Consider the following 15,846-nt stretch of genomic DNA (forward strand, 5'->3'; position numbering starts at 1 on the left):
TCTCGCTGATCACCTGCTTTGAATGTGGACCACATGAATACGACTTCGATACGGATCACTGCGACCACCGACGTCGAGGCTCTCATCGTGCCGCACCGGGCGTCCATGAAGGTCGCCTACGCCGGCTACTTCTGTACCCCATTCCCGGCCGATGACACGCTGCGCGACGAATGGCGGGTCTTACACGAAAGCGGCGCCACCACCTTGCTGGCCACCATTGATGGACGACCGGCCGGCGTGCTGGCCTGGCGAGTGGCGGACGGCGAAGGCTGGCTGCACCGGCTCTATGTGCATCCTGATTTTCAGGGGCAGGGGGTCGGACGCGCGCTGCATGACCGTGCGCTGGCAAGTCTTCGCGAACTCGGCTGCACGCGGGCGAATCTGTGGGTGCTGGCGGTCAACAAGCCGGCGGTCGAACTCTATGAGCATTGGGGGTGGCGTCAGATTCCCGAACGGCCGCACTCACCATTCGGTCTGGACGAATGGCACTTCAGCTACGACCTCGGGCCCCAATCTTGAGGCGGTCGAGCGGCGGAATCGGGCGCCACGCGGGGCTGCCCCGAACAATCAACAGAAACTCACGCTAGGGTGGCAACCCGTCAACCTGAGCCATGTGATGAGCGCCCTGCAGGGGCCGCGAACCGATGGATTCGGGTTCACAACAGGAGCCTCGGCTCCCTGCCCGCGATCGCAACCGGAGGATGGACGATGAACCGACGTGGCTGGGGCATCTCGTGCGCGGCAGCCTTGCTGCTGTGCGGGTGCGCCGCTCCACAGTCCGAAGAAACCGTGCAAACCGTCGACCCGCCCGCCGGCGGCGGCGAGACAACGGTCGTCATCTCGTCGGGTGAGGTGAGCTGCGAGGCTCCCGCGGACGATTCCGAAGCTCGCGGCCAAGCCGAACGGCTGGTCGCCGCCGAGCCCCGGTTCACCGCCGATGAGGCACATTTTTCGTTCGCGGTTCACGACTATGAAACCGGGGTGCTGTGCTCCTACCAACCGGCGGACGCGTACGAGACGGCGAGCATCATCAAGGTCGCAACCCTCGCGACGCTGCTATGGCAAATCGAGCAGAGTCCCGACCTGATGTTCGATGAAAACCTCCAAGCGCTCGCCGAGCAGGCCATCACCGTGTCAGACAATGACGCACAAGAAGAGCTTTGGCAGTTCATCGGCGGCGAGGCGGGCATCCGGGAGTTTCTCGATGCGGCGGGCATGACCGACACCCTCACCGATGGCGAAGGCACCTGGGGATTGACCATGACGACCGCGGACGACCAGTTGCGCCTGATGGACGGCATCGTCAACGCCGAGGTGATCTCGGCGTCCGACAGCGACTACCTGCTCGGCCTGATGCGCCAGATCGACACCGAGCAGGTTTGGGGTGTCAGCGAGGGAGCGCCGTTGGGGGCTTTGGTCGCGCTCAAGAACGGCTGGTTGGACGACCCCTCCGACGAGTGGGTCTCGGATCCCTCGCCCGAACAGCCCGCCGATGCCCCGACGGCAACTCCTGGTCAGCCCGATGAGGACGAGGACATGACTCCCCTCGACGAGGGGGAACCATATGAGGACGAGCCGTATGAGGACGACGAATCATACGGCGAGCAGATCGATCCGAACGCGACCTGGACGAACAACTCGATCGGATATGTCTCCGGCATCGATCAGTCGTACTCATTGGTGATCCTGAGCGACGGCAATGCGACCGACGAACAGGGACGCGCCGTCGTCGGCTCGGTCTCCGAAACCGTGACACAAGCCCTGATCGGCTGATCGGGCTACCCGGGAAACAGCGGATTGTGCCCGGCGATGGGCCGGTCGTCCTCGGGCACCGGGCCGGGCGGGGTGCCGTCGCCAAAGGGAGTTCCGCCGAGCTCCTCGCGTCCGTGAGCGGTGAGCAGCCCCGACAGCTCAGGGCCCCGGGGCACGATCCCGGTCGGATTGATCTCGGCATGGACGATGTAATAGTGCTGCTTGATCTGCACGAAGTCGATGGTGTCGCCGAATCCGGGGGTCTGGTAGAGATCGCGAAGGTATGCCCAGAGCACCGGGATCTCGCTGAGTTTCGAACGGTTGCACTTGAAATGCCCGTGATAGACCGCGTCGAACCGCACCAAGGTGGTGAACAACCTGACGTCGGCGAGCGTGATGTGATCGCCGACCAGGTAGCGCCTGGTCTCAAGCCTCTCGGTTATCACGTCGAGGGCCTTCCATAGCTCGTCATATGCCTTGTCATAGGCCTCTTGGCTGCCGGCGAAGCCGCAGCGGTAAACACCGTTGTTGATGGACGGGTAGACCAGCTTGTTGACGTCCTCGATCTCGTCGGCCAATTCGTCCGGATACAGGTCGGGCGCACCCGCGCGCTGATAGGCGCCCCATTCGCGGATGAAATCGATGGTCATCTGGTCGTAGTCGTTCGTGACGACCTTGCCGGAGGAGACCTCGACCATGGCAGGCACCGTGATGCCCCGCGGATAGTCCGGCACCCGGGCGAAGTAGGCGTCCTGAAGCCTGGGAATCCCCAGCACCGGGTCCACTCCATTGGGGTAGACGCCCGCATAGTTCCATGAGCGGACGTCATGGGTGGGCGCTGCCAGGCTGAGTGAGAACGCATCCTCCAGCCCCATCAACCGGCGGACGATGATGGCCCGGTTCGCCCACGGGCATGCCCTGGCCGCCATCAAGCGGTAGCGTCCCGGTTCGGCGGGCCACAGCATCTCACCTACCCGGCCGTCGGTTCCCGGCATCGGCCGGGGCGCTGATCCGTCCGGAACCGACGCTACGATGCGGTCACCGATGTAGCTGGCGTCGCGCACGAACTCGCCGTCGGTTGAGGCATTCTGCGCAGCACCTGCCCAATCCTCGGTCACGATTTCCCTCCTCGGCTAGGTCGCCACCCAGCCTACGCACAGCGTTTTCGGACGGGTCGAATTTCGCCTATTTGGCAACGTGGCCCCAATTCTTAGAAAAGTCCAAACCCCGGGTAGATTCGCCGGGCCATAGTTGCACTTCTGCCGAGAATCCGTTAGCAGCGCTGTGGCTAGGCATTTTGTCGCCCTTACTGGCCGCGATAAGGGCCGGCGGCGAGCTGCCCGACCGAATTTTTAGTAACGGGCCCGCCGGTTGCGGTGCGCGGCGGAGGAGCCTTGTACCCGATTCGGGTGTGCAGTAGCGTCGCCGATCATGTGCCTGGGCGGCCCGGCGAACTGAGCGGAACCTCTCAATGGTTCTGCCGTCAGCGCTAATGCAGGCCGGTTGTCCGCCTTGCTGCAAGCGCGTGGGCACCGAGGCCAGCCGCATGCGAAAACCGAAAGAAGGGGTTACTCAACTGTGTCGGTGATCAAAGCGTCACATGTCTTTAAGGTCTTCGGCAGACGCGAAGACGAGATGGTCCGCCGCCTGAAGGCAGGTGCCGACCGCAAAGAGCTGCGTGCCTTGGGCACCGCGGCCGTCATCGACGTCAGCTTCGACGTTCAACCCGGCGAGATCTTCGTCGTCATGGGTCTGTCCGGCTCGGGCAAGTCGACATTGATCCGCACCCTCAACGGCCTCTGGGCGCCCAGCTCGGGTCAGATCGAGGTGATGGGCAACGACATCTCGAAGATGAACGCGACGCAATTGCGTGAGGTGCGCCGCGACCACATCTCGATGGTCTTTCAGCACTTCGCACTGCTACCGCACCGGACCGTGCGAGAGAACGCCGCCTACGGGTTGGAGATTCAAGGAGTCGATGCCGCCGAGCGTACGGCCCGTGCTGACAAGTGGCTGAAAAGGGTCGGCCTGGGCGGTTGGGGAGACAAGTACCCCGGCGAGTTGTCCGGCGGCATGCAGCAGCGAGTGGGCCTGGCCCGCGCGTTGTGCGCCGAAACCGACATCTTGCTGATGGACGAAGCGTTCTCGGCGCTCGATCCGCTGATCCGCCGCGATATGCAGCAGCTGCTCATCACCTTGCAGCGGGAACTGCAGAAGACGATCGTCTTCATCACCCACGACCTCAACGAAGCCATGCTGCTCGGTGACCGGATCGCCGTGATGCGCGACGGCAGGATCGTCCAGATCGGCACCGCGGAGGAAATCCTGACGGCGCCCGCCGACGACTATGTGGCCGAGTTCATTCAGGACGTCGACCGCAGCCGGGTGCTCACCGCCAGCTCGGTCATGCATCACCCGGCGGGAGTCGTGACTTCAACGACGGGGCCGCACCTGGCCATCCGAAACATGCGCGAGGCCGGTCTGTCGGGGCTGCTGGTGACCGATCGCAATGATGTGCTGCTCGGCATGATCACCGACTCGGACGCGGTCGAGGCCGCGCATGCCGGTAAGCAGACCGTGTACGACATCATCCAGACCGCCGACATCCTGACCGTCCAGCCCGACATCTCGATCTCCGAGCTCTTCGCGCCCAGTGCGACATCGCGGGTGCCACTGTGCGTGGTCGACGAGAACAACAAGCTGCTCGGCGTCATCCCTCGTGTCGTCCTGCTGGACGCGATGTCGACCGACTCTCACTCCACGGGCCAGCTTCCGGCCGTCAACGGCGGCGCGAATGGGACTTCCGGAGACAGCGCCGAGACATCGGCCGTGGATGGCCCCGGGCCGGACGGCGAATCTGACACGTGGGGCGAGCCTCACCCCCAGCGGGCCGACGACAGTACCGCTGAAGACGTCGTCCACTCCGGCTCGGCAGCCGCGTCCCCCACCAAGAATCTTGTCCAGGAGTAATTCATGAATCTCGATCCCCGTCATCCGCGGATTCCACTCGGTGAATGGGTCGATACGTTCTTGGACTGGTTCCAAGTTCATTTCGACTGGTTCCTCGCCTTCACCTCCGCCATCTTCAACACCATTTATGACGCCCTCTACGCGGTGCTCAGCTCGCCGGTCTTCTGGGTGATGATCGTCGTTTTCGCCGCCATCGCTTGGCTGGTGAGCGGATGGAAGATGGCCGTCTTCGCGGTCATCGGATTCTTCCTGATCAGGGCATTCGACCAATGGGACAACGCCATGTCGACCCTGTCGCTGGTCATCGTCGCGGTCTTCTTCGCGCTGCTGGCCGCCATCCCCCTGGGTATTCTCGCGGCCAAATCCGAAGGCTTCTCCAAGGTCATCAAACCGATTCTCGACTTCATGCAGTCGATGCCCGCGCTGGCCTATCTGGTGCCCGCCATCGTGATGTTCTCGGTCGGCATCGTCCCCGGGGCGATCGCGACGGTGATCTTCTCGCTGCCACCAGGGGTGCGGCTGACCGAACTCGGCATCCGGCAGGTTGACACCGAGGTGGTGGAGGCCGGGCAGGCATTCGGCGCCACGGGCCGTCACATTCTCGGACGCATCCAGCTGCCGCTCGCGCTGCCCACGATCATGGCCGGTGTCAACCAGGTCATCATGCTGGCGCTGTCGATGGTGGTGCTGGCCGGTATGGCCGGTGCCGGTGGTCTCGGCGGTGCGGTGGTCGGCGCCATCAGCTCGCTCAATGTCGCGCTCGGCGTCGAGGCGGGCGTCGCGGTGGTCATCATCGCCGTCTACCTCGACCGGGTCACCGCGGTCTTCGGCAAGCATCGCAGCCCGCGGCGGTCGCTCTTCCGCCGCACCAAGGTTGCCGCCGCGGCCTGACGGGAGCTCGATGTATCGGGGATTCGTCCGGCTCACTCGCAGGTCGGCACTCCGAGATTTCAACTTTCGAAGAAGTACCCCAACAGGAAGGAATAGGTAGATGACAAGCAAACCAAGACTCGCGGTGGGTGCTGCAATCGTCGCCTCGATGCTGGCTTTGAGCGCATGTGGCGCGTCCAACTCGGGATCCGGCTCCGGCGATGAGGGGTCCGCAGGCGCTCCACAGGGTGACCCGAAGTGGCTGCAGTGCACCCCGGGCGAGAATTCGGCGTCCATCGATGATCTTGCCTCCGACTCGGACAAAGAGATCACCATCGGCGCCTTCAACGGCTGGGACGAGTCGTTCGCGGTCGCGCACCTGACCAAGTACGTGCTGGAGGACGCCGGATACACCGTCGACATCCAGGCCTTCGACGCCGCACCCGGATACACCGCGGTGGCCAACGGCGACATCGACTTCATCGTCGACGCCTGGTTGCCCATCACCCACGCCGACTACCTGGAGGAATACGGCGACAAGCTCGACGCCCAGGGCTGCTGGTATGACAACGCGAAACTGACGATCGCCGTCAATGAGGATTCGCCGGCACAGTCGATCGGCGACCTCAAGGACATGGGTGACGAGTACGGCGGCGTGCTGTACGGCATCGAGTCCGGTGCCGGCCTGACCAAGACCACTGAGGAAAGCGCCATCCCCACCTACGGGCTGGACAACCTCGAGTTCCGCGTCTCGTCGACACCTGCCATGCTCGCCCAGTTGAAGAAGTCGACCGAGGCCGGCGAGAACGTGGCCGTGACGCTGTGGCGTCCGCATTGGGCCTACGATGCCTTCCCGGTGCGCGACCTCGAGGATCCCGAGGGTGCGATGGGTGATGCCGAGATTCTCTACACCTTCTCGACCAAGGGGTTTGCGGACGACAATCCTGCCGTCGCTCAGCTGATGAACAACTTCGTCTTCGACGATGATCATCTGGCCAGCCTGGAGAACGTGATGTTCTCGGAGGACAACTTCAACGGCGAAGACAACGATGCCGCGGTCGCGCAGTGGGTGTCGGAGAATCCCGATTTCGTCGAGCAGTGGACCTCCGGCCAGCTCGCTGCCGCCTGATCTGGGCATCGGCAGCCGGCTTCCGGCGCTGACAAGCGCAGCCGCGCCCGATCTCTGAACACGCGCCCGGTCTATCCGGCGCAGCTTCAGATGTCGAGCGCGGCTGTGCGTCTGCCCGCTTCGGACGGCGGATTGCTCAGCGACCTACCGGCGTGATGCCGATCGGGATCGGGCCCGAACCGCCGCAGCCATGGCCGCCCGCGCCTGCGCCGACCAGCTTGTCGGTCACCTTCAGGTCCCGGGAGCCCGGCTCGAACTCCGAGTCTTCGTCGGTCCAGGTCGCCAGCACCCCGGCATTCTTCTGCGCGGTGGCCACCATCAGCTTGATGCGGTTCAGCTGGTTCACCTCGGAGGCACCCGGGTCGTAGTCGATCGACACCACATTGGCGGTCGGATGCTGACGCCTGAGCTCGGCGAAGATGCCGCGTCCGACAACGTGGTTCGGCAAACAGGCGAAGGGCTGCGCGCAGATGATGTTCGGCGCGCCGTGCTTGATCAGCTCGATCATCTCGCCGACCAGCAGCCAGCCCTCACCGGCCTGGGTGCCCAGCGAGATCACGTCCTCAGCGTTGTGGGCCAGCTGATCGATGGTCTCGGGCACGTCGAACTTGCCACCGGTGGCGGCCAGCGCCTTGCGCATCGGACGCTCGTACTGCTCGATCGCCCAGATGCCCAGCTTCTGGCCCCGGCGGCCCTTCTTGGAGCCCATGCCGAAGGTGTCCCACTTATAGTCGGCGGTGTACATGCCCTGCAGGAAGAACCCGGTCAGGCCGGGCAGCACGGCCTCGCAGCCTTCGTCCTCGATCACCCGGACCGCGTCATTGTTGGCGTCCGGCTGAAACTTCACCAAGATCTCGCCGACCACGCCGACCCGGGGTTTGCGCGGAATGTCGAGCAGCGGCAGCTCGTCGAACTCCTTGACTATTGTTTTGATCATCCAGGTGAAGCCGATCCGCCGGTTCAGCGTTTCGGAGAAGCCGCCGTTGGTGAAGAACTCGCGGGTGATGGCGTCCCAACGATGGTAGAGCGCCATCGCGGAGCCTTCGTCCCGCTCGTAGGGACGCACTCGCAGCAGCACATTCTGCAGCAGATCGCCGATCACCAGGCCCTGGATGCCGTGGTGTACGAGCCCCGCCGACAGCTTGAAACCAGGGTTTGATTCCAGCCCCTGGGCGCTCACCGCGAGCACCGGAACCTGGGGATAACCAGCGTCCTTCAAGCCTTTACGCAGCATGCCGACGTAGTTCGTGGCGCGGCACATGCCGCCGGTCTGGGTGATCGCGACCGTCGAATTGTCGGGGTCGGCCCCGCCTTCGACGAATTTGTTGATCAGCTGACCGATCACCATGATCGCCGGGTAGCAGGCATCGTTGTTGACGTGCCGCAGACCGCACTCGATATCGGCGGTGGAAGCATGCTCCAGCACCTCGGCCTTGATGCCCGAGCGGCGCAGCACCGGCTCCAGCATCCGGAAGTGAATCGGCGCCATCTGCGGCACATAAACCGTGTGGGTCTCGCGCTCGGCCAGACCGTACACCGGGTTCGGGCCGGTCGTGTCGATCTCGGTGCTCGGATCGAAGGCCGGACGCTCCTTAGTCGCGGCCTGCAGCGAGCGCAGCCGGATCTTCGCAGCGCCGAGGTTGGAGACCTCATCGATCTTCAGCACGGTGTAGACGTCGCCGACCTTCTCCAGAATCTCCTGCACCTGGTCGGTGGTGATCGCGTCCACGCCGCAGCCGAAGCTGTTCAGCTGCACCAGGTTCAGATCGGGCTCGGTGCCCACCTGGGTGGCCGCCTCGTACAGCCGGGTGTGGTACGTCCACTGATCCCGGACGCGCAACGGGCGCTCCATCACGGTTTTCGTCATCCCTGCGGTCAGCGCGTCCTCGCTGAGCACCGCCATACCGAGCGTGGTGATCATCTCGGGCACGCCGTGGTTGATCTCCGGGTCGATGTGATACGGACGACCGGCCAGCACGATGCCGCGAATGCCCTTCTCACGCATGTATTGCAGGGCCCGGTCGCCTTCGGCCTTGATGTCTTCGTGCACCTTGTCGAGCTCGGCGTAGCCAGCCGCAACAGCGCCCTTGGCCTCGGCCAAGGTGACATTCCAGTCGGCGAAGATCTCGACCATCCGCTCGGCCAGCTTCTCCGGGTTGTCCAGGTTGATGAACGGATCGAGGAAGTTCACGTCCTCATCGCGCAGCCGCTCGACGTTCTTCTCCAGCACCTGCGGATAGAAGGCCACGATCGGGCAGTTGAAGTTGTTGTCGGCGTCCTCGAACTGCTTGCGCTCGTAGTTGACGCAAGGCATGAAAATCGTCTTGATGCCCTTGTCGAGCAGCCATTCGATATGGCCGTGGGCGATCTTCGCCGGGTAGCAGACGTTCTCGGAAGGGATCGACTCCATGCCGGTCTGGAACAGATCGTGGGAGCTGCGTCCCGAGATCACCACCTTGAAACCGAGTTGGGTCAGAATCGTGAACCACAGCGGGTAGTCCTCATACATGCCGAGCGCGCGGGGGATGCCGATCTCGCCGCGGGTCGCCTTGGCGTCGGTGAGCCTGCGGTAGCCGAAGATGCGCTTGTACTTGAAGTCGTAGAGGTTCGGAATCTCCGACTTCTTCGGACGGGCCTCCAGCGAAGCGCCCCGCTCGCACCGGTTGCCCGACACCAGCCGCGCGCCGTCGTCGAAATTGGTGATGGTCAGTTTGCAGTGGTTCTGGCATAGCTGGCAGGTGCGCTGCGAACTCTCCACCGTGAAACCGTCGAGATTGCGCTCCATCATGGCCGACACGGCGCCCGGCTCGTAGTGCATCTTCGCGGTCAGCGCGGCACCGTAGGCGCCCATCAGCCCGGCGATGTTCGGACGCACCACCTCGATGCCGGTCTGCAGCTCGAAAGCCCTCAGCACGGCGTCGTTCAAGAAGGTGCCGCCCTGCACCACGACCTTGTCGCCGAGTTCGCCGGTATCGCGCAGCTTCATCACCTTGTAAAGCGCATTGCGGACGACCGAGTAGCTCAGCCCCGCCGAGATGTCACCGATCGAGGCGCCCTCCTTTTGGGCCTGCTTGACCGACGAGTTCATGAACACGGTGCAGCGGCTGCCCAGGTCGACCGGCGCCGTCGAGGCCAGCCCCACCTTGGCGAAGTTCTGCACATCGGTGTTCATGGTCTGCGCGAAGGTCTGCAAGAACGATCCACAGCCCGCCGAGCAGGCCTCGTTGACCGCGATCGAGTCGACCGCGTCGTTACGGATCTTGATGAACTTCATGTCCTGCCCGCCGATGTCGAGCAGGCTGGTGACACCCGGGCAGACCTCGGACGCAGCGCGGTAGTGCGCCATCGTCTCGATCTCGCCCTCGTCCACGTGCAGGGCCGACTTGACCAGCTCTTCGCCATAGCCGGTGACGCAGGAGCGTCCGATGAAGGCGCCCTCGGGCAGGGCGCCGATCACGGTCTTCGCGATATTGACGGCGGCCTTGACCGGGTCGCCCTCGTTCGAACCATACGACGAATGGACGATGGTGCCCTCGGCGTCGAGCACGACCGACTTGATGGTGGTCGACCCGGCGTCGATGCCCAACCACACCGGCCCGCTCACCCCGTCGAGGGTGCCCTGCGGAATGCTCGCCTTGGCATGGCGCTCATCGAACTCCTGGCGCTCGGCGGCGTCCAAGAAGAGCGGACGCATGGTCTTGGTCGAGATCTGGATCTTGTTGGCGTTGGCCAGCTCATTGGCCAAGTGAGACAGGCTCAGTGCCGGGCCGTGGGCGCTGAACGCGGCACCCAGGGCGACGTAGAGCTGACCGTTGCCGGGGTTGACGAACTCGTCCACGTTGTCATGCAGGGCACGCACGAACGCGGCCCGCAGTTCGGACATGAAGTGCAGCGGGCCGCCGAGGAAGATCACCTTGCCGCGGATCGGCCTGCCGCAGGCCAATCCGGCGACGGTCTGGGTGGCGACGGCCTGAAAGACCGAGGCTGCGATGTCGGAGTGCTCGGCGCCCTGGTTGATCAGCGGTTGGATGTCGGTCTTCGCGAAGACACCGCAGCGCGAGGCAATCGGGTAGAGGTTCTTGTAATCGGCAGCCAGATCATTGAGGCCGGTGGCGTCCACCTTCAACAGGGTGGCCATCTGGTCGATGAAGGCGCCCGTGCCCCCGGCGCAGGTGCCGTTCATCCGCTGCTCGGGGACGGGATGCAGGTAGGTGATCTTGGCGTCCTCGCCGCCGAGCTCGATCATCACGTCGACCTCGGGGTTGAGCCGCTCGATGGCCTCGGTGGAGGCGATGACCTCCTGCACGAACTGCACACCCATGGCCTTGGCGACGCCCAGGCCGCCCGAGCCGGTCATCGCGACGCACAGGGCGTCGGTGGGGAACTGCTTTTCGATGTCTCGCAGCAGCTTCGCCAATTCGCCGCGCACGTCGGCGTTGTGGCGGCGGTAGTCGCTGAACAGGATCTCGCTGCCGTTCGTGACCACGGCCTTGACCGTGGTCGAACCTACGTCGAGTCCCAAAGACAGTGTGCCGGTCATCTCGTCCTTCATGAGCTCTGCCCCGATCTGTTCGGTTCAGCCCGAATCGCTGGATTCGGGCCGGACGATCATCCGACCGGGACTGTGATGTAACAGAACGCTCATTCTGTTCGTGTAATAACGGTAACCCACCGAACGATCGTTCTGTCGGGCGCCCCCCCAGATTGGATCCTTACTCCTACTCAGAGATTGGTTGAGGCGTCAATCACCCCGTCGCTTCCCCACGTCGCTTCTGGCCCGGCCCGATTCACCGCGCCCGTTCACATCGCGCGGTCGAAATGTTATGGCGCGGTCGAAATAGTGGCCGCGCGATGAGATTTCGACTGCGCGATGGCAGGTGCCACGCCGCCACCCGCCGTTCACCGCGGACGACCCCAGGACTTATGGTTGAAGGGTGACTGATAGGCAAACCAGCAAGCAGGGCATCATCGAGGCTGCCGCCGCGCTGATTCGTACTCACGGGGTTCAGGGCACCTCGGTCGCCCAGCTGGTCGCCGCCTCCGGAACCTCGGCCGGCGCGATCTATCACCACTTCAGCGGTAAGAACGCCGTGGTCGTCGAAGTCGCCCGCTCGGCGATAGCCATTCCGTTGGAGGCGCTGAACGAATACCTCGACCGCCCGGCTTCGCCCGCCCAGTTGGCGTCCTATGCCATGAGCGCGCTGGAGCTTGCTCCCCACCTGGGTGAACTGCTGGCGCAGCTCGGCGCCGGTGCGATCACGGACGACGAGTTGGGCCACCAGCTTCGAGCCGAGTTCTCGATGTTGCGCGAGGCGTTGGACCACACCATGCAGGTCTGGGCCACTCAGCACGACATTCCGGCCTCGAGGATCGAGGGCTACGGCCAGCTGCTCGTCGGACTGACCCTGGGATACGCGTCGCAGCGCGTCCTGGTCAACGGGTTCGACGAGGAGTCCTATCTGAAGCAGGCGGTCGCGCTCCTCCAGCTGCCCGAGGAGACTTCGGCTACCACTCAGCGGTAGCGATGGACGCGGCGGCTGCGCGTCCGGCAACCATGGCCTCGGCCAGCCCGACACCGGGGGCAGGATCGGCGGGCCCGGTCACCGAGGACGCCGAACTGCCGATCGCCCACAACCCGGGCATCGGGCGACCATCATCGAACAACGCCCGGGAGTACTCATCGGTCAGCAGACCACCCTTGGTTCCCAGGTCGGCCGGCACCACTCGGACAGCATAGAAGGGCGGTTTCGCGACCGCGCCCAGGCAGGGGTTGGGCGCATTCTTGCGGTCGCCCCGGTCCCGTTCCCAAGCCCTGGTCCCGCGATGAAAATCCTCGTCGGTGCCGGTTTCGCAGAGCGCATTGAAACGCACGGCGGTGGCGTGCAGGCCGGCGGCGTCCACCTTGATCTTGGTCGCGAGCTCGGGCAGGGTGCGCGCCGAGACCACCAGCCCGGAGTTCTCCGCAGCCCTCGGCAGCCTGCCCGGCTCGAGTTTTCCGAGCCGGTAGTGCTTGCGGTGATCGGCATCGATGACCAGCCAGAACGTGGCCTGCGGGCCCAGATCGTTGAATCGGGCATAGATCGCCCGGGCGACGTCGACCGGACGCCCTGCCTCGTTGGTGAAGCGCTGCCCCTGCTCGTCGACCAAGAATCCGTGCGGCCGCGCGAGCGCGCGTCCGGCAGCGGTGACCGATGGCGCACTGGGCGCCCACAAGCCCGGACGCCACCATGCATAGCCCATTCCGGCCAGCTGCAACCCCAGATCCTGCGCCCAGCCGAGCTGGCGCACCCCGGCGTCGCTCGCCTTGCCGATCGTCCAATCGGGACGCGATGGTTTCGGCAAGAACTGCCGCCGCAACGCCGCATCGGCGCCGAATCCGCCGTCGGCGAGAATCACACCCCGCCCGGCGAAGACCCGCACCTGGCGTCCGGCACGGTCGGCCACCACCCCGCTCACCCGGGCGTTGTCCGCCGCCATCAGCAATTCGCGCACCGGCGCCTGCCACCAGATGTTCACCTGCAGCCGCTGGCAGATCGCCAGCAGTCCCGCCTCCAACGCGGCCCGGCCCCGCGCCCAGCGACGTCCGGTGGCCAACTCCCCTACTCGCCGAACCCCGCTTTCGAGCTTGTCGACCACGCCTTGGCTCGACCCGAAAGCGCTCCCCGGGAGAAACTCGGCCAGCTGCCCGATCGCCGTCAGGTCAACGGCGCCCGGACGAAGCACTCGTCCGCTCGCCAGCGCTCCGGGCACGTCCGGATAATAATCACCTGCCACATCGGGCTCGAGTTCGACGCCGAGATCGGCGAGCCAACTCGCCAGCGCCGCCGTGCCGTTCAAGAACGCGTGCCTGCGAGGGGCACTGCTGCACGGTTCGAAGTCGCCGACCACGCGGTCGAAATAGTCGCGCGCCGTGGCGTAGTCATCACCGGGCAGCCCGTGGTGGCCGGGCAGCCACACCCTGCCGTCAGATCCGCCGCCCGGCCCGCCGAGTTTCCCGGACGGCTCCATGAGCAGCACTTCCAACCGGAGCTGGCGGCACGCGATCGCGGCACACAATGCGCCCGGCGAGCTGCCGACGATGACCACGTCGGTCATCAGGTCGGCCGCCGGACGCGCGTTGGCCGCTACGGGCAAGTAGCTCGTCGCGCTCACTTCTTCGCGATCTGCTTGCGGACCTCGGCCCGCAGCACCTTGCCGAGCATCGAGCGCGGCAGCTCGTCCACCTTCACGAAGTGCCGCGGCACCTTGTAGGCGGCCAGATTCTGTTTGGCCCAGGCGCGCAGCTGCTTGTCGTCCACCTCGAAATCGTCGTCGGTGACGATCGCCGCCGTCACCTCTTCGTCACCCCGGCCGGTCGGCATGCCGACCACCGCAGCGTCGATGATGTGCTCGTGGTGCTTCAGCTCCTCCTCGACCTCGCTCGGGCTGACGTTGAAGCCGCCGGTGATGATGATCTCTTTCTTGCGGTCCACGATGGTGGTGAAACCCTCGTCGTCGACGGTGACCACGTCGCCGGTGTGCAGCCAGCCATCCACCAGCGTCTCGGCGGTCGCATCCGCATCCCGCCAGTATCCCTGAAAGACCTGCGGCCCCTTGATCAGCAACTCGCCCGGCTCGCCGACCTCGACCTCGCGGGCTGCATCGTTCACGTCGACGACCTTCATCAGGGTCGACGGAAAGGGCACACCGATGGTTCCCGACAGCCGGGTCGGGAAGAACGGATTGCCGAGCGCGACCGGGGAGGCCTCGGTCAGCCCGTAGCCCTCGACCAGCAGCCCGCTCGACAGCGACTCCCACAGCTCCCGGGTGTCCTCGGGCAGCGCCATCGCACCCGAGATGCACCACCTGGCGCTGGCCAGCGACTGGCCCCGCTCGTGCGCCCCTTCGGCGGTGCGCTGGTAGAGGATCGGGACGACGCAGTAGATCGTCGCCGGATGCTTGCGCCAGGCGTCCAAAATCATGTCCGCGTCGGGCTTGGGGAAGAGCACCTGCCGCGACTGCTTGAGCACGCCGAAAGTGGTGTGCATGGTGACGCCGAACGAGTGGAACATCGGCAACACCGCGTAGTTCGTCTCTTCCCTGGGCGTCGCCCCGAGCATCCAGGCCTCGCCCTGCCTGGCATTCGCATAGAGATTGAGATGGGTCAGCATCGCACCCTTGGCCCTGCCGGTGGTTCCGGAGGTGTATTGAATCGCGGCCAGATCATTGACGTCCGGACGCGGGAATCGCCTGGACAGTGGACGATGGTTGATCAGCTTCTCCCAGCTGATGGTGCCCTTGGCCCCGTTCGTCAAGGCATCCCGCTTCTTCTTGAGGGAGGGCACCGGCAGTCTGAGGGCCAACTGGAGAGGTTTCGGCATCGCCTTGACCAGGTTCACCGAGATGACGGTGGCCGGACGCGCATAGTTCGGCAGTTCGTCCAGCTTCTGGATCGCCGTGTCCATGCAGATCGCGACCCGCGCACCGTGGTCCTCGAAAAGCCGGCCGAGTTCGTGGGTGGTGTAGAGCGGATTGTGTTCGATGACTACTGCACCGAGCCGGACCACCGCGTAGAACGCGATGAGGTGCTGGGGACAGTTCGGCAGCAGCAGCGCCACCCGATCTCCCGCTTTCACACCCAGCTGACGCAGACCCTCGGCAGCCCGAGCGACCCGGTCGCCCAGCTGACGGTAGGTCATCTCCGCACCGAAGAAATCGGTGGCCACATGGCTTCCACCCTCGTGAACGGCAGTTTCCAGCAGCGAACTGAGCGACTGGGTGGGCAGCTCGATCTCGGCAGGCACCCCGGGCTGGTAGTGCTTCGTCCAATAGGGGGAGCCGTCGGCGAGAGTCCTGCGCCACGGAGGAAGATCGGCTTGGGCGTCGGTTTCATGCAGATCGGTGGCCATGTCTGGCATTCTCCCACAGCGTGCCCTCCGATGGCTCGCGTCCACGGCAGGTTGTATGCGCGTGCAAAAGCTTCCCCGATTGCATCGAAAGCGCCGCAATCATCGCGTAGTCCCTGGTGGATCGGCCCGATCGCGGAAGGTTCCGCACGCGCTTCGCGTCGCAGCGGCGGCCACCTGATGAAGATTCAAGGGCGATGCACCGGCTGCGGCGAATCGCACTAGTGTGGGGTTCGTCGG

Annotated in this window: 10 protein-coding genes; 6 read left to right on the forward strand and 4 right to left on the reverse strand. The window is 64.8% G+C overall.

Annotated features, from left to right (window positions below):
- The first annotated feature begins 33 nt into the window (after positions 1 to 33).
- Both QQ658_RS13335 and QQ658_RS13340 read left to right on the forward strand, forming a co-directional pair.
- Positions 34 to 519 (forward strand): GNAT family N-acetyltransferase, encoded by a 486-nt coding sequence (locus QQ658_RS13335; RefSeq protein WP_286025325.1) that lies wholly within the window; start codon positions 34 to 36, stop codon positions 517 to 519.
- A 189-nt stretch (positions 520 to 708) separates the two neighbouring features.
- On the forward strand, positions 709 to 1,773 hold the full coding sequence (locus QQ658_RS13340; protein ID WP_286025326.1) for a serine hydrolase: 1,065 nt from the start codon (positions 709 to 711) through the stop codon (positions 1,771 to 1,773).
- A gap of 5 nt (positions 1,774 to 1,778) precedes the next feature.
- Here the strand turns inward: QQ658_RS13340 and QQ658_RS13345 are convergent, their stop codons facing one another.
- Positions 1,779 to 2,870 (reverse strand): glutathione S-transferase family protein, encoded by a 1,092-nt coding sequence (locus tag QQ658_RS13345; RefSeq protein ID WP_286025327.1) that lies wholly within the window; start codon positions 2,868 to 2,870, stop codon positions 1,779 to 1,781.
- Between the two features lie 517 nt (positions 2,871 to 3,387).
- Between QQ658_RS13345 and QQ658_RS13350 the strand changes: the two genes are divergently transcribed.
- The 3 genes from QQ658_RS13350 to QQ658_RS13360 all read left to right on the forward strand — a co-directional run bounded on the left by QQ658_RS13350 (position 3,388) and on the right by QQ658_RS13360 (position 6,721).
- The gene (locus QQ658_RS13350; RefSeq protein ID WP_502928966.1) at positions 3,388 to 4,722 is read left to right on the forward strand and encodes a quaternary amine ABC transporter ATP-binding protein; all 1,335 of its coding nucleotides are present in this window, start codon (positions 3,388 to 3,390) and stop codon (positions 4,720 to 4,722) included.
- 3 nt (positions 4,723 to 4,725) lie between these two features.
- Positions 4,726 to 5,613 (forward strand): ABC transporter permease, encoded by an 888-nt coding sequence (locus QQ658_RS13355; protein ID WP_286025328.1) that lies wholly within the window; start codon positions 4,726 to 4,728, stop codon positions 5,611 to 5,613.
- 100 nt (positions 5,614 to 5,713) lie between these two features.
- Positions 5,714 to 6,721, forward strand: a complete 1,008-nt coding sequence (locus QQ658_RS13360) for a glycine betaine ABC transporter substrate-binding protein (protein ID WP_286025329.1) — start codon at positions 5,714 to 5,716, stop codon at positions 6,719 to 6,721.
- 136 nt (positions 6,722 to 6,857) lie between these two features.
- Here the strand turns inward: QQ658_RS13360 and QQ658_RS13365 are convergent, their stop codons facing one another.
- Complete coding sequence (locus tag QQ658_RS13365) at positions 6,858 to 11,273, reverse strand: acyl-CoA dehydratase activase-related protein (protein WP_286025330.1); 4,416 nt, start codon at positions 11,271 to 11,273, stop codon at positions 6,858 to 6,860.
- Between the two features lie 382 nt (positions 11,274 to 11,655).
- Here QQ658_RS13365 and QQ658_RS13370 point away from each other — a divergent pair, with 382 nt between their 5' ends.
- Entirely contained in the window at positions 11,656 to 12,243 is a 588-nt protein-coding gene (locus QQ658_RS13370) for a TetR/AcrR family transcriptional regulator (RefSeq protein ID WP_286025331.1), read from the forward strand.
- On the opposite strand, the gene QQ658_RS13375 is transcribed toward QQ658_RS13370, so the two are convergent.
- Both QQ658_RS13375 and QQ658_RS13380 read right to left on the reverse strand, forming a co-directional pair.
- Entirely contained in the window at positions 12,227 to 13,873 is a 1,647-nt protein-coding gene (locus tag QQ658_RS13375; protein WP_286025332.1) for an FAD-binding protein, read from the reverse strand. The genes QQ658_RS13370 and QQ658_RS13375 overlap by 17 nt on opposite strands.
- The gene (locus tag QQ658_RS13380; protein ID WP_286025333.1) at positions 13,870 to 15,609 is read right to left on the reverse strand and encodes a long-chain-fatty-acid--CoA ligase; all 1,740 of its coding nucleotides are present in this window, start codon (positions 15,607 to 15,609) and stop codon (positions 13,870 to 13,872) included. Before QQ658_RS13380 ends, QQ658_RS13375 begins: the two co-directional genes overlap by 4 nt.
- Between the last annotated feature and the right edge of the window lie 237 nt (positions 15,610 to 15,846).

Origin of the sequence: Propionimicrobium sp. PCR01-08-3 (assembly GCF_030286045.1) — a bacterium.
Lineage (GTDB): Bacteria > Actinomycetota > Actinomycetes > Propionibacteriales > Propionibacteriaceae > Brooklawnia.

What these genes read in the sequence shown, in the direction of transcription:
- QQ658_RS13335 (WP_286025325.1), top strand. Translation starts at nt 34, where the DNA reads ATGAATACGACTTCGATACGGATCACTGCGACCACCGACGTCGAGGCT.
- QQ658_RS13340 (WP_286025326.1), top strand. Translation starts at nt 709, where the DNA reads ATGAACCGACGTGGCTGGGGCATCTCGTGCGCGGCAGCCTTGCTGCTG.
- QQ658_RS13350 (WP_502928966.1), top strand. Translation starts at nt 3,388, where the DNA reads ATGGTCCGCCGCCTGAAGGCAGGTGCCGACCGCAAAGAGCTGCGTGCC.
- QQ658_RS13355 (WP_286025328.1), top strand. Translation starts at nt 4,726, where the DNA reads ATGAATCTCGATCCCCGTCATCCGCGGATTCCACTCGGTGAATGGGTC.
- QQ658_RS13360 (WP_286025329.1), top strand. Translation starts at nt 5,714, where the DNA reads ATGACAAGCAAACCAAGACTCGCGGTGGGTGCTGCAATCGTCGCCTCG.
- QQ658_RS13365 (WP_286025330.1), bottom strand. Translation starts at nt 11,273, where the DNA reads ATGAAGGACGAGATGACCGGCACACTGTCTTTGGGACTCGACGTAGGT.
- QQ658_RS13380 (WP_286025333.1), bottom strand. Translation starts at nt 15,609, where the DNA reads ATGGCCACCGATCTGCATGAAACCGACGCCCAAGCCGATCTTCCTCCG.